Origin of the sequence: Pseudomonas sp. PA-5-4B, assembly GCF_021606215.1 — a bacterium.
Lineage (GTDB): Bacteria > Pseudomonadota > Gammaproteobacteria > Pseudomonadales > Pseudomonadaceae > Aquipseudomonas > Aquipseudomonas edaphica.
The window spans coordinates 12,630-31,384 of sequence record NZ_WKDB01000072.1 but is presented as its reverse complement, the minus strand read 5'-3'; the positions used below and the strand labels follow the sequence as shown (position 1 = coordinate 31,384).

The following is an 18,755-nucleotide window of genomic DNA, read 5'->3' as shown; positions in this document are numbered from 1 at the left end:
TCTGAAATCGCCCCGTCAAACACGATGGCCGGAATCTGACAGGGATTTGGGGGGTAAACCGGCAGGGATGCCGGTTTAGCCGCGCTGGGCCAAGGATGGCCCATCGCGGCGGCCCCCCAAATCACTGTCGGATTGCGGGCATGCCGAGCCTAAGCGAGGCACCGAGTGTTGGGGCGAAGACCTTTTGCTTACTTTTGGGTCTTTCCAAAAGTGAGCCGCTGTAAGAGCGGAACCATAAGCAGCCATCACCCAAATAACGGATATGTACTCCGCAGCCCCGCAGCCTCCCACAAACCTCACAACTGATAACTGAAACTCAAGGTATACCGCGGCCGCCGGTTAAAGCTGTCCAGGGCGATGTCCGACATCGGCTTGGCCGCTTCCAGGGCGATGTTGTAGTACTTGTTGTCGCCGAAGCGCAGGCCCACGGCCGCCGAGGACATGTCGTTGCCTTTGACCGGCAGTTCGTTGAACCAGGTCTTGGCGCGGTCAAGCACCACATACGGTTGCAGGATCTTCACCCAGTCGCCAGCGCGGTTGAAGCTGTAGTTGACCTCATACGCCACGCCCCAGCCCTTGTCGCCCGAAGCTTGATCATCGGGGTAGCCACGGCCGAAGTTCTGCCCGCCAAAGGTGGCGCGCTCGCTGTCGGGCAAGGTGGCGTCGCTCCAGTAGAACGCACCCGAAAGCACGCCTTGCCAGTTGTCGAAGAACTTGTCGCTCTGCACACCGGAAAGGCGCAGGCGGAAGAAGTCCAGATCAGGTTTAGCCGTGCCCAGGTCGCTGTGGGCTCTGGCACCCAGGCCGTTGATGCCTTGGTACAGGCCGGCGCTGAGGATGCGCAACTGGCGGGTGTCGGACTTGCGCCAGTCACCCTCGAACGCAAGGGCGCGCAGGTCGCTTTCGATGTCGAAACGGTTAGGGTAGCCCACGAGTTGATAGCGCGTGGTCTGGTCCACCGCATACAGGCGTGTGGCCAGGGTCAGCGACTCATTGGGTGAGGCAATCAGCGGGTGGCTGAGGCCAATGGTGTAGCGGTCGATCGACTGGTGCGGCTTGAGCTCGAAGCCGCCGTCCAGCTGGATATTGCTTTTGGGGTCGGCGCGATAACGCTCGGCGCCCAGTATCAACTGGCTGCCCTCGGCATTGATGAATTGGCTGTAGCCCACGCGGTAGTAATGTTCTTTGTCGTCACCCGGCGGGAACAGGCCGCTGACGTAAAGCTGCTCGCCCATGGACGTCTGGGAATTGCTGGTCGCGGTGAGCAACGCTTGGGTGCCGTTACGGTTGTTATCGACCAGGCTCATGCTGGTGGTAAACGGTTTGCGCGAGGCTTCGATCTTCATGTGCGTGGCGCCATCGGTAGTGCCCGGCGGCGGCACTTGCGCCTGCAGGGTCACGCCGGGAATACGCCCCATCAGCGTGGTATAGCGCTCGAACGTCTTGCGCGTGAGCGGTCGCTCGGCCAGCAGTTTGTTAGCCAGCTTGTCGACGTAGGCCGAGACTGAGCCGATGTCGCCGCTTTGCTCGTAATCCTTGATGTAACCCTCCACTAATACCACGCGCACCAGGCCGTTTTCGAAGCTCTGTTGCGGCAGGAACGCGTAGGACAACAGGTAGCCGTCCTGCTGGTAGCGACGCGTGATCGTGCGGGTGGCTTCGATCAGTTGCGCAAGGTTGGTCTCACGGCCAATCAGGGGCGCATAGGCCTTGGCTGTTTCGTCCAGCGGGTAGATCGTACCGCCCTCGATCTGCAGCTTGCGGATGGTGACTTTGGTGTCCATCAGCAACGGCTGGTTCTGGGTGGCAGGCGCTTGCGGCAACTGGGTCTGGGGTGTGGTCGGCCGATAAGCGTCGGCGGGCAGGTTGGGCACCGGCAAGTTGCGGATGGTGTCGTTGCTGTTGAGGAAGCTGGGAAGGGTCTCGGCCTGAACGTAAGCACTGAGGGTGAGCAATAACAACGGCGTCAACACGCGCATAGGACACTCCATGGTCAAACTGCAGCAGCGTTTCGGGCCCGCCGGGTTCTGGGACGCGGTTCGGGAGGGCCAGGTTTTTTAGATAAGACCGGCCCATAAAAAAGACGAGAGACTTATAAGGGTCTCTCGTCTCAACCAAGCGTAGGCGCTGTAGGGGAGGCCGTCTAATCGGCCAGGTGCAATTTATTATTTGCCGGTCAGGCCGTTCAGCAAACCGCCCAGACCGCCGCTTGTACCCGTGGTTGTAGTGCCACTGCCCGATGTGCTGGCGCCGGTGCCGCCGGTGAGGCCGCCGAGCAAGCCACCGCTACTGCCACTGGTGCCGCCGGTGACCAAACCACCTACCGAGCCTACGGTGTTGCCGACTGTGGTGACGGTGGTACCTACCGCGTTGGTGATTGGGTTGGCATTAGCTGTGGTCAGGTTAGTGCCGATACCACTCACCGCACCGCCGACTTGAGTCACCAGGCCGTTGACTGGAGCGCCGAGGCCGGTAGTGGTGCCGACGTTTTGGGTCAGGCTGGTTACACCGGACGTTACTGGGTTAAGCGCCGCGCCCACGTTAGTGGCCAGGCCTGCCACCGGCGCAGTGGCGGCGGTGTTGGCGACGCCCGTGCCACCGAGAACGGTGCCGAGCGAGGCGACCGTGTTGCCCAATGCGCCACCGGTGACACCTGCTGCACTCACAGTGCCGTTGGTGTTGCCGGCGTTCAGGCCGCTACCCACGTTGGCCACCAGGCCACCGACCAGTTCAGGCAGGCCGGGCGCTGCTGCGCCACTGGCTGGAGCGACATAGCCGCCGGATTTATCGAGTGTGCCGCCTACGCCCGTCAGAGCGCTGCCGACGATGGTGGTAACAGGGTTGCCGGTGCCGCCAGCACTGGCGACTTGGGTGCCCAGGCCGGTGACGGTGCTGCCGACTTTATCCAGCAGCCCATTCACAGGGGTGCCCAGGCCGGTTGCCTTGCCGAGGTTGCCGGTAGTGTTTTCCACCAGCGACACCACAGGCACCAGTACTTTGCCGCCCACTGTGTTAGTTAACGAGCCCAATGGGCCAGTGGTGCTGGCAGTGCTGACGGTATCGCCGAGCATGGTGACGGCTTGACCAACTTTGTCCACTACACCACCTACCGCTCCACCGACGCCACCGGTCAAACCGCCCACTACGGGTACGCCGCCGAGGGTGGTCGAGAGCGATTTCCCAGTGGTCGACAGGCCAGTGCCCAGATCGGCAACGCCATTACCTACACCTGCGACCGTGATGCCCAGGGAGTTGCTGTTAGTGCCCAGCGAACCAAGACCGCTGGTGACGCCAGTGCCGATGCTGGTGACTGCAGTGCCGGTCGCCGTAACCAGGCCGCCTGCTGTTGTGCCGACGATAGGCACATTGTTCAAGGTCGAACCGAGGTCACCGACCGCTGCGCCTACGTTACCGACAGTGCCGCCCAGGGTGCCGGCAATCTGGCCGGTAACCAGAGGTGTAGTGGTTGAACCTGTGCCGCCGCCGGTTCCACCACCTGTGCCGCCGCCAGTGCCACCGCCGGTTCCGCCACCTGTGCCGCCGCCAGTGCCACCACCGGTACCGCCATCTGTACCGCCGCCAGTGCCACCACCGGTTCCGCCACCTGTACCACCACCAGCGCCGCTACCTGCGCCTGCATCAGGAGAAGATGCCGCCACACTGCTGTGATGCCCGCCACCACCGCTGCTGCAGCCACCGAGGCTCATCGCCATGACCAGGGCCAGCGCGGTACTTGCTTTCCAAAGCACTACTTGAGTTTGAGTTTTCATGATTGAGTTTCCTTGCACCTGTACAACCTGGGTTGTTTTCAAACGCTCGCTATTTCTAGGGATAGCGATACGTTTGTCCGTGTTGTCATCACAGACCCGGGCACTCTTTCGCGCAACGCTCAACTTGGTATTAACGATTTATATACACCGGGCTGCAGTCGGCTTAATGACTAATACGAAGGGTGTAATCGAGGGATGTATCAAGATATTTATATTTTAAAAATCATGGGCTTGAATAAACAAACGGACGCCGAGGCGTCCGCTATAACTTAGGGTGTATATATACAATTAATGTGCTTTTTTCAGGCGATGGGTTGCCACTTGCCGAGCATATGTTGAATATCGCCGGCGCCGTTCAACTGTAACTCTCCGCTCGAGCCTGCGGCACTGCTGAGCAAAACAACTTCACTGGGCAGGCGTACCGGTTTTTTGAACTCGACGTCTATTTCTACATTGGCGGCAGGCAAGTGCTCGTGTAGCGCGGCCAATGTACGGGCGGTATTCCACAGCCCATGAGCGATAGCCTGGGGAAAGCCGAACAGCTTGGCCGTCAGCGCGCTCAGGTGGATCGGGTTGTAGTCGCCGGATACCCGCGCGTATTGGCGGCCGATATCAGCGGGCGCCTTCCACCGCGCCAGTTCGTTGACATTGCCGAGGACGGACAAGGGCTCCACTTGCGCCTCGCCGTCCAGCTTCACGCCTCGACACAGCATGCGGCTGTCGGCTTCCCACAACAGTCCCAGCGCATCCTCGACCGTGGTCACAATGTCAAAGGTCGCACCTTTGGCGTGGGGCTGCAGATTGTGCGCGTATACACCGACCAGCAGGTTATTCACGCCGCCCAATGGCCGGTGGATACGAATGCGATTGCTCAGGTGAATCAACCCCAGCAGTGGAAAGGGGAATTTTTTGTCGGTGAGTAATTGCATCTGCAAACCGAACGCCAGGATATGCGGGTAAGTGCCCGGCAGCACCGGGCTGTCGGCAAACCCGCAGACCTTGCGATAAGCCGCGACGTCGGCCGGGTTCACGCGCACATGGCAGCGCAACCCTTCATCCGGCAAGGTGCTGCCGCTGATCTTGCGCTTGAGCGCCGCCCGCCAATACAGCGGCAACAGAAACGGGGTGCTGTCCAATGTCTGCCACTGCATAGTCACGCTCCCAGCAGGCTTTGCCCACATACGCGCAGCGCCTGGCCGCTGACGGCCCCGGAACCCGGCTGCCCGAGCCAGGCGACGGCTTCGGCCACGTCTTGCGGCAAACCACCCTGGCCCAAGGAACTCATGCGCCGCCCGGCTTCACGCAGGGCGAAGGGAATGTGCGCGGTCATCTGGGTTTCGATAAAACCCGGCGCGACCGCGTTGATGCTGATGCCACGCTCGCCCAGCAGCGGCGCCCACGCCTGTGCCAGGCCAATCAGCCCGGCCTTGCTCGCGGCGTAGTTGGTTTGCCCGCGATTACCGGCAATCCCGCTGATCGACGCCAGCAGCACTACGCGGCCGTTGTCGTGCAGGGTGCCGCTATCAAGCAGGGCTTTGGTCAGCACTTGGGGCGCGTTGAGGTTGACCGCCAATACGGCGTCCCAATATTCCGGCGTCATGTTGGCCAGGGTTTTATCGCGGGTGATGCCGGCGTTATGCACCACGATGTCGATGCCGTCCGGCAGGTGTTCGATCAACTGTGTGGCCGCGTCTTCTGCGCAGATATCCAGCACCACGGTGCGCGCACCCAAGCGAGCGGCGAGGGCTTCGAGGTCGGCCTTGGCCTGGGGCACATCCAGCACGATCACTTCGGCACCGTCGCGCGCCAGGGTTTCGGCAATGGAGGCGCCGATACCACGCGCAGCACCCGTGACCAGCGCCTTGCGCCCGGCCAGCGGGCGCGTCCAGTCTTCAACCGGGGTGGCGCAGGCTTGCAGGCGAATGACCTGGCCAGAGATATACGCACTTTTCGGTGACAGGAAGAAACGCAGCGCGCCTTCCAGCTGATCTTCAGCGCCGTCGCCCACATACAACAGTTGCAACACGCCGCCGCTGCGCAATTCCTTGGCCAGTGAACGGCTGAAACCCTCCAGGGCACGCTGTGCACTGGCGGCAAACGGGTCGCTGAGGCTTTCCGGCGCGCGTCCCAGAATCACCAGATGTGCGCTGTGATCGAGATTTTTCAGCAAAGGCTGAAAGAATTCGCGCAGTTGCTTGAGCTGGTCGGTGTGCTGCAAGTCGCTGGCGTCAAACACCACGGCCTTGAGCTTGGGGCCGTGGCCTGGAATCCAGGTCGATGATTCGGCGCCGTAGGTGTAAATCGCGTCGGTCAGTTTGTGCGCAAATACCTGCACCTTGGCGGCCAGCGCGCCACCGCCCAGCAGCAGAGCACCTTCCACCGGGCGCAGGCGCCCAGCTTGCCAGCGTTCCAGGCGTACCGGTGACGGCAGGCCAATGGCGGCGACCAGGCGATGGCCGAGGCTTGAGTTGGCGAAGTCGATATAACGGTCAGACATGGAACGCTCTCCGAGTGCTGGGGTTCAAACGGTGGACCATCAATAGGTGAAAGTCGTTCGATTGAGCCTAGGCTAGGCTCAGAGATTCACCCCATAACCTTCAGGGAGCTTTCCATGACTCAATTGCGCCGTGTAGCGATCATTGGCGGTAACCGCATCCCCTTCGCCCGTTCCAATGGCCCATATGCCACGGCGAGTAACCAGGCGATGCTCACCGCTGCCCTCGAAGGCCTGATCGAGCGCTACAACCTGCACGGCCTGCGCATCGGCGAGGTGGCGGCCGGTGCGGTGCTCAAGCATTCGCGCGACTTCAACCTCACCCGCGAATGCGTGCTGGGCTCGCGCCTGTCGCCGCAAACCCCGGCCTATGACATTCAGCAGGCGTGCGGCACCGGGCTGGAAGCGGCGTTGCTGGTGGCCAACAAGATTGCCCTGGGGCAGATCGACTGCGGGATTGCCGGCGGCGTCGACACTACGTCCGATGCGCCGATTGGTGTGAATGAAGGCCTGCGCAAAATCTTGTTGCAAGCCAACCGCAGCAAGTCCATGGCGGATAAATTAAAAGTCCTGTTACAACTTCGTCCCCATCACCTTAAGCCGGAGCTGCCACGCAATGGCGAGCCGCGCACCGGCCTGTCCATGGGCCAGCATTGCGAGCTGATGGCGCAGACCTGGCAGATACCGCGTGCCGAGCAGGATCAACTGGCGTTGGAAAGCCATCAGAAAATGGCCGCGTCCTACGCCGAAGGCTGGCACAACGATTTGCTTACTCCGTTTCTCGGCCTGACCCGCGACAATAACCTGCGCCCCGACCTGACCCTGGAAAAACTCGCCAACCTTAAACCGGCGTTCGAGCGCAGTGAAAAGGGCACGCTCACCGCCGGTAACTCCACGCCACTGACCGACGGCGCCTCCTTGGTGCTGCTGGGCAGTGAAGCCTGGGCCAAGGAACGTGGCTTGCCGATTCTTGCTTACTTGCGCGATGGCGAAGCGGCGGCTGTGGATTTCGTCAACGGCGCCGAAGGCCTGCTCATGGCACCGGTGTACGCAGTGCCACGCTTGCTGGCGAGAAATGGCCTGACACTCCAGGATTTTGACTACTACGAGATTCACGAAGCCTTTGCTGCCCAAGTTTTGTGCACGCTCAAGGCCTGGGAAGACCCGGAGTATTGCAGGACGCGTCTGGGGCTCGACGCGCCGCTGGGCGCCATTGATCGCAGCCGGCTCAACGTCAAAGGCAGCTCATTGGCGGCCGGCCACCCGTTTGCCGCCACAGGCGGGCGCATCGTCGCCAACCTGGCCAAATTGCTCGACGCGGCGGGCAAGGGCAGAGGGCTGATTTCGATCTGCGCCGCTGGCGGCCAGGGCGTGACGGCGATTATCGAACGCTGAATGCCGACGAAATTGGCATATTGAGTGCATTCTTCAGCGGTCAGAGGTCGGTAGCCCCTCCCACCGGCGCGCCGATTGCCGTATAACGAGTGCCATACGCGTATTTGGTAATAAAGGACCCACAATAAAAGCTGATGAAGACTCCTAAACGCATTGAACCCCTGATCGAAGACGGTCTGGTCGACGAAGTGCTGCGCCCTCTCATGAGCGGTAAAGAAGCAGCTGTTTATGTGGTGCGCTGCGGCAATGAATTGCGTTGCGCCAAGGTTTACAAGGAGGCGAATAAACGAAGTTTTCGTCAGGCATCCGAATACCAGGAAGGCCGTAAGGTTCGTAACAGCCGCCAGGCCCGGGCCATGGCGAAAGGCTCCAAGTTCGGCAAGAAAGAAACCGAAGACGCTTGGCAAAACGCCGAAGTGGCGGCGTTGTTCCGCCTCGCCGGCGCGGGCGTTCGCGTGCCTCAGCCGTTCGACTTCCTGGAAGGCGTGCTGCTGATGGAACTGGTGGCCGACGAGTACGGCGATGCAGCGCCGCGTCTTAACGACGTAACGCTGGAGCCGGACCAGGCGCGCGAATATCACGCCTTCCTGATTTCCCAGATCGTGCTGATGCTGTGTACTGGCCTGGTGCACGGTGACCTGTCCGAGTTCAACGTACTGCTCACGCCGACCGGCCCGGTGATCATCGACCTGCCCCAGGCAGTGGATGCGGCGGGCAACAACCACGCATTCAGCATGCTGGAGCGGGATGTGGGCAACATGGCTTCCTACTTCGGGCGTTTTGCCCCGGAGTTGAAGAAGACCAAGTACGCCAAGGAAATGTGGGCACTGTACGAAGCCGGCACCTTGCACCCGGCCAGCGTGTTGACCGGCGAGTTTGATGAGCCGGAAGAGCTGGCGGATGTGGGCGGTGTGATCCGCGAAATCGAAGCGGCGCGGCTGGATGAAGAGCGCAAGCAAGCGGTTCGGGCGGCGGATGATGCGCCACCGAGCAAGACTGCGGAAGAACCGCCGCCGCCTTGGATGCAGTGATCTCCCGGCAATTGGAGATCTAAAAAGTGTGGGAGCTGGCTTGTTGTGGGAGCTGGCTTGTGTGGGAGCTGGCTTGCCTGCGATGCAGACACCTCGGTATGTCAGTTAAATCGCGGTGATGCAATCGCAGGCAAGCCAGCTCCCACATAAGGCAGCCGCCACATAAGCCTGTTCCCATATTTGTTTTGTGCAGGTCTGATCAGGCGCAACAGCTGCCCGACGCCAACTCCTTGAGTATCGGGCAATCCGGCCGATGGTCACCCTGGCAGTGTTCCACCAGGTCCTGCAACGTGTCGCGCAATTGCCCCAGCTCCAGAATCTTCTGGTTCAGTTCCTCGATATGCTGGCGCGCCAGGGCTTTTACGTCGGCGCTGGCCCGCTGGCGGTCTTGCCACAGGGTCAGCAGCTTGCCGACTTCTTCCAACGAAAACCCAAGATCCCGCGAGCGTTTGATAAACGCCAACGTGTGCAAGTCATCGCTGCCATACACGCGGTAGCCGCTGTCGGTGCGGTGCGCGGCTTTGAGCAGGCCGATGGATTCGTAGTAGCGAATCATCTTGGCGCTCAGCCCGCTCTGGCGGGCGGCTTGGCCTATGTTCATGGGCGCTTGTCCTCCAATTGCTCCGGTTTCCAAATGCTCGGTTTCCAGGTTTTCAACAATAACGCATTGCTCACCACGCTGACGCTGGACAAGGCCATGGCCGCACCTGCGAGCACCGGGTTGAGCAGGCCAAAGGCAGCCAGCGGAATGCCGATCAAGTTATACACAAAGGCCCAGAACAGGTTCTGGCGGATTTTTGCGTAGGTCTTGCGGCTGATCTCCAGCGCGGCCGGCACCAGGCGCGGGTCGCCACGCATCAGCGTGATCCCGGCGGCGTGCATAGCCACATCGGTACCGCCGCCCATGGCGATGCCGATATCGGCGGCGGCCAGGGCCGGGGCGTCGTTGATGCCATCGCCGACCATGGCGACGACGCCGGTCTTTTTCAGCTCGGCCACCGTCGCGGCCTTGTCGGCTGGCAGCACTTCGGCGTGTACATCATCGATGCCCAGCGCCAGGGCGACCACGCGGGCACTGCCGCGATTATCGCCGGTGAGCAAGTGGCTGCTGATGTGCTGAGCCTTGAGTTGTTCCACGGCTTCCAATGCGCCGGGCTTGAGGGTGTCGCCAAACGCAAACAGCCCCAACACGCGTGGTTGTGCGCCTTGTTCAATCAACCACGACAAGGTGCGGCCTTCGGCTTCCCAGGCGTTGGCAGACTCGGCCAGCTCACCTGCGCTCAAGCCGTTCTCTTCGAGCATGCGGCGGTTGCCCAAGGCCAGTTCACGGCCATCCAAAGTGCCAGCAATGCCGCGTCCGGTCAGCGATTGGCTGGCGCTCACGTCCGCCACGATCAGCCCTTTTTCACCACACGCCTCCAGCACGGCCTTGGCCAACGGGTGCTCGCTGCCGCGTTGCAAGGCGCCAGCCTGTTGCAGCAATAAATCTTCATTGCCATCCACCGCGGCCAGGTGCGCAATTTTTGGCGCGCCGGAGGTGAGTGTGCCGGTCTTGTCGAACACCACCGCGCTGACGGCATGGGCACGTTCCAGCGCTTCGGCGTCCTTGATCAGGATGCCATAGCGCGCCGCCACGCCGGTGCCGGCCATGATGGCGGTCGGTGTGGCCAGGCCCAGGGCGCATGGGCAAGCGATCACCAGCACCGCGACGGCATTGATGATCGCGGTTTCCAGTGAAGCGCCGTACAACCACCACCCCACCAGCGTAACCAAGGCCAGCACCAGCACGGCCGGCACAAAGACCTGGCTGACTTTATCCACCAGTTTCTGGATCGGTGCCTTGGCAGCCTGGGCGTCTTCCACCAGACGGATGATTCGCGCCAGCACACTTTCTGCACCCAGCGCCTGGGTGCGTACCAGCAAGCGGCCTTCGCCATTAATGGCGCCGCCGGTGATCTTGTCGCCCGGCTGTTTCGGCACCGGCAGGCTCTCGCCGCTGATCAAGGCCTCGTCGGCATGGCTTTGGCCGTCCACCACTTCGCCGTCCACCGGGAAGCGCTCGCCGGGTTTGACCAGCACCAGGTCGTCGAGCTTCAGCGCAGTGATGGCGACGTCTTCTTCACGGCCTTCAAACACGCGAATCGCGCGTTCCGGGCGCAGGGCTTCGAGGGCACGGATGGCGCTGGCGGTCTGGCGCTTGGCGCGGCTTTCGAGGTATTTGCCCAGCAACACCAGGGCGATCACCACGGCTGAGGCTTCGAAATACAGGTGCGGCATAGTGCCCACGGGCGCCGTGAGCCATTCATAAATGCTCAGGCCATAGCCGGCGCTGGTGCCGATGGCCACCAGCAGGTCCATATTGCCAGCACCGGCGCGCACGGCTTTCCAGGCGGCTATATAGAAGCGTGCGCCAAAGATGAATTGCACGGGAGTGGCCAGCGCGAATTGCACCCAGGCCGGGAGCATCCAATGCAGGCCGAACGGCTCCACCAGCATCGGCAGCACCAATGGCAGCGCCAACGCGATGGCCAACAACAACGACCAGCGCTCGTGGTGCAGACGCTGGGCCTGTTTAGCGTCGGTGACGGTCTCGCTTTGCGGCAGGGTGGCGGTGTAGCCGGCCTTGTCGACGGCGGCGATCAGCACGCCGGGGTCCATCTGGCCGAGTACTTCGATGTGGGCACGTTCGTTGGCCAGGTTGACGCTGACGCTTTGCACCCCCGGCACCTTGCCCAGCGCGCGCTCGACACGCCCGGCACAGCTGGCGCAGGTCATGCCGCTGATGGGCAGGTCAAAGGTGGTGGATCCATTCATGGGGCAGTCCTCCAGAGAAGTTGCCCCTAGCATCAACCTTGACCTGCGGGGAAGGTCAAGCGCCTTTAATACTCCAGTGCGGCGGGTTTAAGGTACATACCGTCCGGGCCTTGGGCGATACGCAGTTTGCGTATGTCTCCGGCCTTCAACGTGATGTTCTGCGCAGGCGGTGCGAGCATGCCCGGCAGGCAACCTGGCGATTGACCCGGCAGCAGCTTGAGGCGCAGCGACACATTGCCCGCCGGCAAGTTGAACGAGGTGGCCTGTTCCTGGAACAGGCGCCCGGCCAACTGGTCCTGGATATACAGGCCGATTTCGCAATTGGTCGGCACTTCCAGGCGCTCGCGGGAAATGATCAACACCGCATAGTCCTGGTCCGCGTACGCCATGGGCGCAGCGGCGGACAGGCTCAACAGGCCGATAAGGCTAAAAAACGACCAGCGCATGGCGAATGCTCCGTGGTTCAAATCCAAGATGCATGAAGCTTGGCCGAGGCAACGCTGGAATACCAGCCCGGTCGCAATTTTGAGCGCTTGACCTTGCCATCGTGGCAAGGTCGAGACTGGCCCCAACCTCATCAAAGGAGTCATGTCATGCAAGTATTCAGTGTTGAAGGGATGACCTGCGGCCATTGTGTTCGGGCGGTCACTCAAGCAGTACACAGCCAGGACCCGGCGGCGAGCGTCAACGTCAACCTGGCCGCCAAGGAAGTCGGGGTTGAAAGCCGGCTGTCCGACGAGCAAGTCATCGCGCTGATCACCGAAGAAGGCTACAGCGCCAAGCTCGCGTAAAATTTCCGATAGTTAGCGAGCTATCGTAATGTTCATCACACCCAGGCGCGGCTAGACTGTCGGGCTGCCGACTCACTTGGGTGTCTGATGAACCTCCGCATAATCCTGATTCTGGGCGCCTTGAGCGCCTTCGCGCCGTTGGCGATCGATTTTTACCTGCCGGGCTTTCCGGCGATGGCCACCGCCTTTGCCACCGACGAAAAACACATCCAGCTGACCCTCGCCGTGTATTTCGGCGGCCTGGCCATCGGCCAATTGATCTACGGGCCGCTGGCGGATCGCTTTGGCCGGCGCGTGCCGCTGCTCAGTGGCGTGACCCTGTTTACCCTGGCGTCCTTCGCCTGCGCCTACGCGCCGTCCCTGGACTGGTTGATCGGCGCGCGTTTTGTGCAAGCCCTTGGCGGCTGCGCGGGCATGGTGATTTCGCGGGCGGTGGTCAGCGACAAATGTGATGCCGTGGGCTCGGCCAAAGTCTATTCGCAGCTGATGCTGGTGACCGGCCTGGCACCGATCCTCGCGCCGTTGGCGGGTGGGGTGATGGTCGGCCTGTGGGGCTGGCAGTCGATTTTCCTCGCGTTGTCGATTTTCAGCGTGATGGCGGCCATCGCCGTGGCGGTCGGGTTGCCGGAAACCTTGCCGGCCGATAAGCCGCGTCAACCGCTGTCCGGCTCGCTGAGCCGCTATGTCAGCCTGTTGTCGGACCGGGTTTATCTGGGCTACGCCCTCACCGGTGGTATCTCGATTGCCGGGATGTTTGCCTACATCGCCGGTTCCCCGTTCGTCTTTATCAAACTCTATGGCGTGCCCGCCGAGCATTACGGCTGGGTATTTGGCTCCAATGCCGCCGGCTTTATCCTGGTAGCGCAGCTTAATGCGCGGTTGCTGGCCAAGCGTGGCCCGGCGTTTCTGCTGTCGCGCACCGTGTGGGTCTACGTGGCGGCGGCGTTGACGCTGTTGGCCATTGCCGCGCTGCGTACCGAGGCGTTATGGCCGTTACTGGTGCCGCTGTTTATCTGCATCGCCAGCCTGGGCTGCATTTTGCCCAACACCTCGGCGTGTGCCATGGCCGGGCAGGGTGCACGGGCCGGCAGCGCCTCGGCATTGCTCGGTTGCATTCAGTTTGGTGTGGCGGCAGGCGCGGCGTCCTTGGTCGGCGTGTTGCACGACGGCACGGCGATGCCGATGGCGATGGTCATCAGCTTGTGCGGTGTATTGGCGGTGACGATTGCGGTGTCGACCCAGCGCCTGCAACGGGCGAGGGCCGCGCAGGCGCAGGTCTGAGGTGCTAATCAGCCGGCGGCGGAGCGTTGCTGGCTGAGGGGAATGCGGTGGGGCGCCTGGATGCGGGCTTGCAGGGTGTCGGCAAAGGCGCGGGCCTCGGCCTCACTGCGGAAGGTGAAGGCGTCACCGTCGAGGCTGACCTGCCATTTGTTGCCTGGGGATTTTGCTAACGCTCTTATCAGGATCTTCATTGCTGACTTCCTCACGTAAAAGAATCGTGGCAAAGGCGGCCAATATAAACCTGAATGCGTTCGCAAATATGACAAAGATCAACTCTCTGACTAGCGGTGTCGTCCATTACTCACATGAATAATGGACGACTCTGACAGCTACTTGTTAGAACCCTTCCAATACGATCTTGCCCTTGGCCTTGCCGCTTTCCAGCAGCGCATGGGCGCGGCGCAGATTTGCCGCGTTAATCACGCCGAAGTGCTCGCCCACCGTGGTTTTCAAGGTGCCGGCGTCGATCAGTTCGGCCACGCGGTTGAGCAGGTTGTGCTGTTCGATCATGTCCGGCGTCTCGAACATCGAGCGTGTGTACATGAACTCCCAGTGCAGTGACAGGCTCTTGCGCTTGAGTTTGCTCACATCCAGCACCTTGGGGTCGTCGATCAACGCCAGCTTGCCTTGCGGCTGCAGGGCTTCGACCAGTTGGTCCAAGTGATGGTCGGTCTGGGTCAGGCTGGCGACGTGGGTTACCTGCGCCTGGCCGGCATTTTTCAACGCCTCGCTCAGTGGCTGGCTGTGATCGATCACCACATCGGCGCCGAGCGCCTTGGCCCATTCCTGGGTTTCCGGGCGTGAGGCGGTGCCGATAACGTTCAATGCGGTGAGCTGCTTGGCCAACTGGGTCAGGATCGAACCCACACCGCCGGCAGCGCCGACGATCAGCAGGCTCTGGCCTTCATCTTCCTTACCTTCACGCACTTGCAGGCGCTCGAACAGCAGCTCCCAGGCGGTGATGGCGGTGAGTGGCAGTGCGGCGGCTTCGGCAAAACCCAGGCTCTTGGGCATATGGCCGACGATGCGTTCATCCACGGTGTGCAGTTCGCTGTTGCCGCCTGGGCGCACCAGGGAACCGGCGTAGAACACCTTGTCGCCCGCCTTGAACAGCGTCACTTCGCTGCCGACCGCCCTGACCACACCGGCTACGTCCCAGCCCAGCACCTTGGCCGCGCCGTTTTCCGGGGCGACGTTCTGGCGCACTTTGGTGTCCACCGGGTTGACCGAGATGGCTTTGACCTCCACCAGCAGGTCACGCGGGCCGGCGACCGGCTCCGGCAGTTGGATGTCTTGCAGGGATTTTTCGTCGCTGATCGGCAGTGAGGCGTAGTAGGCAATGGCTTTCATATTGGCTCCGGGTAAAGAAGGTGGTCGAGAGTCAGGCTAAATGTGGCGAGGGAGCTTGCTCCCGCTGGGCTGCGAAGCAGCCCCAAAACCTGTCGGTAAGCGCTTCGCACCCCAGCGCAAGCAAGTGTGCTCGCCACAAAAACTTGCTGATGGGGTGATCAGGCAAGAAATTGCAGGCGCTTGAGTTCGAAATGTTCGAGCACATCCGCAGCCTTGGCGCGGAAGCTTTGGATATGCGCGCTCTGGTCGTGATCGGCCAGCGCCGCGTCGTCGCTCCAGCGTTCGAGCATGTAGAAGGTTTCTGGGTGTTGCAGGTCCTGGTGCAGGTCGTACTGCTCGCAACCGGCTTCCAGGCGAGTCGGTTCCAACAGGCCGCGCAGCAGGGTTTCCAACTTGGCCTGCTGGCCGGGTTTGGCGATCAGCGTGGCGATGACGTTAAAGGCAGCGGACATATTCAACTCCAGACACGTGATGTACGGGATGGGCAGATGATTAGCTATTTCCAGCACAGATAAAAGCGGCTAAAACAGCAGTCTGTTTCAATAGAATTTTGATAATAGGCGAGGGTACATGCTGCGTTTTGATGATTTGCAGTTGTTTGTGCGGGCGGCGGACCTCGGCAGTTTGTCGGCCGCTGCACGCATCATGGACCTCTCGCCTGCCGTGGCGAGCGCGGCGCTCAAGCGTATCGAACAGCAACTGGGCACGCGCTTGCTGGCGCGCTCCACCCGCAGTTTGCGCCTGACTGCCGAAGGCGAGGGGTTTTTGGAATATGCCCGCGCCGCGTTGAGTTCGCTGGACGAAGGGCGGCGCTTATTGGCCAGCGGCCAGGACCATGTCAGCGGTGTGCTGCAACTGTCGGCGCCGTCGGATTTCGGGCGCAACCAGTTACTGCCGTGGCTGGATGAGTTTCAGCTTGAATACCCGCAATTGAACATCCGCCTGCTGCTGGGCGACCGCATTGCCGACCTGTTCCGCCAGCCGGTGGATATCGCCCTGCGCTACGGCGAGCCTGAAGATTCCAGCCTGGTCGCGCTGCCCATCGCCCCGGACAACATTCGCGTGCTGTGCGCCGCACCCAGCTACCTGGCACGGCATGGCGAGCCCCGGCATCTTGAGCAGTTGGCGCAGCACAATTGCCTGTTGTACATGCTGGGCAGCCGTGTCCACGACCACTGGGGTTTTTACGACGGCAAGCGCGAGGTCGGCCTGACGGTAAGCGGTGATCGCTTCAGTGACGACGCCGATGTGGTGCGCCGCTGGGCGGTGGCGGGTGTCGGCATTGCCTACAAGTCGTGGCTGGATGTGAGCACCGACGTGCTCGCGGGGCGTTTGCGCCTGGTGTTGCCGGAGCTGCGCGGCGAGCGCACGCCGCTCAACCTGCTGTGCGCCCACCGTGCTCAGTTGAGTAAACCCATTAACCTGCTGCGGGAAATGCTCGTGTCCCGTTGTGCGGCTTTGACCGCGCAAAGGCCGGGGCGATAGAGCGTTAGGCAATAGCCTCCACCAAAGCCAGAAATTTCACTCAGAGCCTGTCCCCATTCGCGCTGTCGGACGCCGCGGAATGGGCGGTTTGCGCCCCTATACTTTGGTTCCAACCGCAGCAGACAAATGATTTACAAGGAGTGAATACATGGAAGAAGCACCTTGCATCAGTCAGATCGCCAGCTTGCTCGCTGAGCCCAAGCGCACCGCCATGCTCTGGTCACTGATGGACGGTTCGGCGAAAACCGCAGACGAACTGGCTATGCTCGCCGGGCTGTCCGCCGCGTCGGCCAATGCGCATCTTGCGCGCCTTATCGGCAGCGGTTTGCTGCGCAGCGAGGCCAAGCGCGGCAAGCGCCTGTTTCGCATGGCCGCCGTGGATGTCTGTGCGGCCGTCGACGCATTGGCCTGTACCACCTTGGCCTGTGCCGCACGCAACGCTCCGCAGGTTTCCCCGCGAGTATCCCTGGCGCCGCCGCCGTTGCGGCGCGCGCGTTTGTGCCAGGGGCATCTGGGCGGTGAACTGGCAGCGGGGCTTTATCAGCGCATGCTGGAGGCCGGCTGGATCGACCGCTACGAACAGCGTACCGACGTGACCGTCACCGGCGCGCAGCATTTCGCGACCCTGGGCATCTTTATCCAGGCACTGTCTGCGCCGTTGGCCTGCGACTGTTTTGACTGGAGCCAGCAGCAGCCGCACCTGGGGGGTGCATTGGGGGCCGGGTTGTTGCAGTTGTTTTTGCAGTGCGGCTGGATCAACGCGGTCAACGAGTCGCGTGCCTTGCTGGTGACCGACCTGGGGCTTGCGGAAATCAACCGTCTGGCCACGGCGTAGGTGCGTGCGTCGTTCAGAGTTTCAGTCAGGTCGTATCCAGCAATAATCGGGTAAAACGATGCCGCACACTCGCCTTGGGGATTTTTCACTCGGGGGGTATGGCATGGGTATGCAAGGCTATAGCGCTGCGGAACGGCTGGAACGGTTGCCCATCAGCGGTTACCACCGAATCATTTTCATCATCATCGCCTTGGCGTTTTTTTTCGACTCCATGGACCTGGCGATGATGACCTTCCTGTTGGGCTCGATAAAAACCGAGTTCGGCCTGAGCACGGCCCAGGCCGGGTTACTCGCCAGTTCGAGTTTTTTCGGCATGGTGGTCGGTGCGTCCTTGTCCGGCATGTTGGCTGACCGTTTCGGGCGCAAGCCGGTGTTTCAGTGGAGCATCGTGTTGTGGGGCGTCGCCAGTTACCTGTGCTCCACGGCGCAGACGGTGGAAACGCTGACGCTGTTTCGCATCCTGCTGGGGATCGGCATGGGTATGGAATTCCCGATTGCGCAGTCGATGCTCTCGGAGCTGATTCCCGCCAAGGGCCGTGGGCGATATATCGCCTTGATGGATGGCTTCTGGCCGCTGGGGTTTGTGGCGGCGGGTGTGCTGTCCTACTTTTTGCTGCCGGTGATTGGCTGGCGCGACATCTTCCTGGTGTTGGCGGTACCGGCGGTGTTTGTGCTGGCGATTCGTTTTTTTATCCCGGAATCGCCACGCTGGCTGGAACAGGCCGGGCGGCATGCAGCGGCGGACAAGGTGTTGCTCGGCATTGAGCAGAAGGTCCGCGACTCGCTGGGGCGAACGGACTTGCCGGAGCCGATTGCCTTGCCTCGGGTTGAGAGCGTGCCGGGCACGTTTTTCTCGGCGTTCCAGCAGTTGTGGTCGGCGCAGTATCGCCAACGCACGATGATGATCTGGAGCGTGTGGTTTTTTGCCTTGCTGGGTTTCTACGGGCTGACCTCCTGGCTGAGTGCGCTGTTGCAGCAGTCGGGTTTTGCCGTGACGCAATCGGTGTATTACACGGTGATCATTTCCCTGGGCGGGATACCGGGCTTCTTGATGGCGGCCTGGCTGGTGGAACGTTGGGGCCGTAAACCGGTGTGTGTGGTGACATTGCTGGGCGGCGGGGTGATGGCGTTTCTGTATGGGCAGAGCGCGGTGTTTGGCGGCAACGTGGGGCTGCTGATTACCTCGGGGTTGTTGATGCAGTTCTTTCTGTTTGGCATGTGGGCGGTGCTGTACACCTACACGCCGGAGCTGTATCCCACTTCGGCGCGGGCCACCGGTTCCGGGTTTGCCTCGGCGATTGGCCGGGTCGGGTCATTGCTGGGGCCGTTGGTAACCGGGCTGGTGTTTCCGATAACCGGGCAGGGTGGGGTGTTTGCCTTGGGGGCGCTGTGTTTTGCGGTGGCGGCGCTGGTGGTGGGGGTGTTTGGGATGGAGACCAAGGGCAAGACCCTGGAAGAACTGACTCAATCTCAAGGCTGATGAGATCAATGTGGGAGCTAGCAAGCCAG

Annotated in this window: 17 protein-coding genes; 7 read left to right on the top strand and 10 right to left on the bottom strand. The window is 61.6% G+C overall.

Features of this window, described 5'->3' with window-relative positions; all coding sequences use genetic code 11:
- Positions 1 to 296: 296 nt before the first annotated feature.
- The 4 genes from GIW28_RS25730 to GIW28_RS25715 all read right to left on the bottom strand — a co-directional run bounded on the left by GIW28_RS25730 (position 297) and on the right by GIW28_RS25715 (position 6,267).
- Positions 297 to 1,979 (bottom strand): ShlB/FhaC/HecB family hemolysin secretion/activation protein, encoded by a 1,683-nt coding sequence (locus tag GIW28_RS25730; RefSeq protein ID WP_017134701.1) that lies wholly within the window; start codon positions 1,977 to 1,979, stop codon positions 297 to 299.
- A 186-nt stretch (positions 1,980 to 2,165) separates the two neighbouring features.
- Positions 2,166 to 3,770: a collagen-like triple helix repeat-containing protein gene (locus GIW28_RS25725; protein WP_236490431.1), complete on the bottom strand. Its 1,605-nt coding sequence runs from the start codon at positions 3,768 to 3,770 to the stop codon at positions 2,166 to 2,168.
- A 302-nt stretch (positions 3,771 to 4,072) separates the two neighbouring features.
- Positions 4,073 to 4,921, bottom strand: a complete 849-nt coding sequence (locus GIW28_RS25720) for a MaoC family dehydratase (RefSeq protein ID WP_017134702.1) — start codon at positions 4,919 to 4,921, stop codon at positions 4,073 to 4,075.
- 2 nt (positions 4,922 to 4,923) lie between these two features.
- Positions 4,924 to 6,267, bottom strand: a complete 1,344-nt coding sequence (locus GIW28_RS25715; RefSeq protein WP_017134703.1) for a 3-oxoacyl-ACP reductase — start codon at positions 6,265 to 6,267, stop codon at positions 4,924 to 4,926.
- Positions 6,268 to 6,381: 114 nt separating this feature from the next.
- Between GIW28_RS25715 and GIW28_RS25710 the strand changes: the two genes are divergently transcribed.
- Together GIW28_RS25710 and GIW28_RS25705 are read left to right on the top strand one after the other, a co-directional pair.
- On the top strand, positions 6,382 to 7,659 hold the full coding sequence (locus GIW28_RS25710) for an acetyl-CoA C-acetyltransferase (RefSeq protein WP_236446514.1): 1,278 nt from the start codon (positions 6,382 to 6,384) through the stop codon (positions 7,657 to 7,659).
- Between the two features lie 134 nt (positions 7,660 to 7,793).
- Positions 7,794 to 8,690 carry a PA4780 family RIO1-like protein kinase gene (locus GIW28_RS25705; RefSeq protein WP_017134705.1) on the top strand — a complete coding sequence of 299 codons (897 nt, stop codon included), beginning with the start codon at positions 7,794 to 7,796 and terminating at the stop codon, positions 8,688 to 8,690.
- Positions 8,691 to 8,889: 199 nt separating this feature from the next.
- Here the strand turns inward: GIW28_RS25705 and cueR are convergent, their stop codons facing one another.
- The 3 genes from cueR to GIW28_RS25690 form a co-directional block, all read right to left on the bottom strand.
- A complete protein-coding gene (gene cueR, locus GIW28_RS25700; protein ID WP_017134706.1) occupies positions 8,890 to 9,291 on the bottom strand; it encodes a Cu(I)-responsive transcriptional regulator in 402 nt (133 codons plus the stop codon).
- Positions 9,288 to 11,504 (bottom strand): heavy metal translocating P-type ATPase, encoded by a 2,217-nt coding sequence (locus GIW28_RS25695; RefSeq protein WP_236446516.1) that lies wholly within the window; start codon positions 11,502 to 11,504, stop codon positions 9,288 to 9,290. Before GIW28_RS25695 ends, cueR begins: the two co-directional genes overlap by 4 nt.
- Before the next feature lie 65 nt (positions 11,505 to 11,569).
- Positions 11,570 to 11,950, bottom strand: coding sequence for a hypothetical protein (locus GIW28_RS25690; RefSeq protein WP_017134708.1), 381 nt, complete (start codon positions 11,948 to 11,950; stop codon positions 11,570 to 11,572).
- A 147-nt stretch (positions 11,951 to 12,097) separates the two neighbouring features.
- Between GIW28_RS25690 and GIW28_RS25685 the strand changes: the two genes are divergently transcribed.
- A complete protein-coding gene (locus GIW28_RS25685; protein ID WP_017134709.1) occupies positions 12,098 to 12,295 on the top strand; it encodes a heavy-metal-associated domain-containing protein in 198 nt (65 codons plus the stop codon).
- Positions 12,296 to 12,382: 87 nt separating this feature from the next.
- Positions 12,383 to 13,576: a multidrug effflux MFS transporter gene (locus GIW28_RS25680; protein ID WP_017134710.1), complete on the top strand. Its 1,194-nt coding sequence runs from the start codon at positions 12,383 to 12,385 to the stop codon at positions 13,574 to 13,576.
- An 8-nt stretch (positions 13,577 to 13,584) separates the two neighbouring features.
- On the opposite strand, the gene GIW28_RS25675 is transcribed toward GIW28_RS25680, so the two are convergent.
- The 3 genes from GIW28_RS25675 to GIW28_RS25665 all read right to left on the bottom strand — a co-directional run bounded on the left by GIW28_RS25675 (position 13,585) and on the right by GIW28_RS25665 (position 15,378).
- A complete protein-coding gene (locus tag GIW28_RS25675; RefSeq protein ID WP_017134711.1) occupies positions 13,585 to 13,767 on the bottom strand; it encodes a hypothetical protein in 183 nt (60 codons plus the stop codon).
- Between the two features lie 145 nt (positions 13,768 to 13,912).
- A complete protein-coding gene (locus GIW28_RS25670) occupies positions 13,913 to 14,926 on the bottom strand; it encodes a zinc-binding alcohol dehydrogenase family protein (protein WP_236446519.1) in 1,014 nt (337 codons plus the stop codon).
- Between the two features lie 158 nt (positions 14,927 to 15,084).
- Positions 15,085 to 15,378, bottom strand: a complete 294-nt coding sequence (locus GIW28_RS25665; RefSeq protein WP_017134713.1) for a putative quinol monooxygenase — start codon at positions 15,376 to 15,378, stop codon at positions 15,085 to 15,087.
- Positions 15,379 to 15,496: 118 nt separating this feature from the next.
- On the opposite strand from GIW28_RS25665, the gene GIW28_RS25660 reads away from it, so the two are divergent.
- The 3 genes from GIW28_RS25660 (at position 15,497) to GIW28_RS25650 (ending at position 18,726) form a co-directional block, all read left to right on the top strand.
- A complete protein-coding gene (locus GIW28_RS25660) occupies positions 15,497 to 16,411 on the top strand; it encodes a LysR family transcriptional regulator (RefSeq protein ID WP_017134714.1) in 915 nt (304 codons plus the stop codon).
- Positions 16,412 to 16,559: 148 nt separating this feature from the next.
- A complete protein-coding gene (locus GIW28_RS25655) occupies positions 16,560 to 17,246 on the top strand; it encodes an ArsR/SmtB family transcription factor (protein WP_099550554.1) in 687 nt (228 codons plus the stop codon).
- Positions 17,247 to 17,349: 103 nt separating this feature from the next.
- Positions 17,350 to 18,726 carry an MFS transporter gene (locus GIW28_RS25650; protein WP_099550555.1) on the top strand — a complete coding sequence of 459 codons (1,377 nt, stop codon included), beginning with the start codon at positions 17,350 to 17,352 and terminating at the stop codon, positions 18,724 to 18,726.
- Positions 18,727 to 18,755 lie beyond the last annotated feature (29 nt).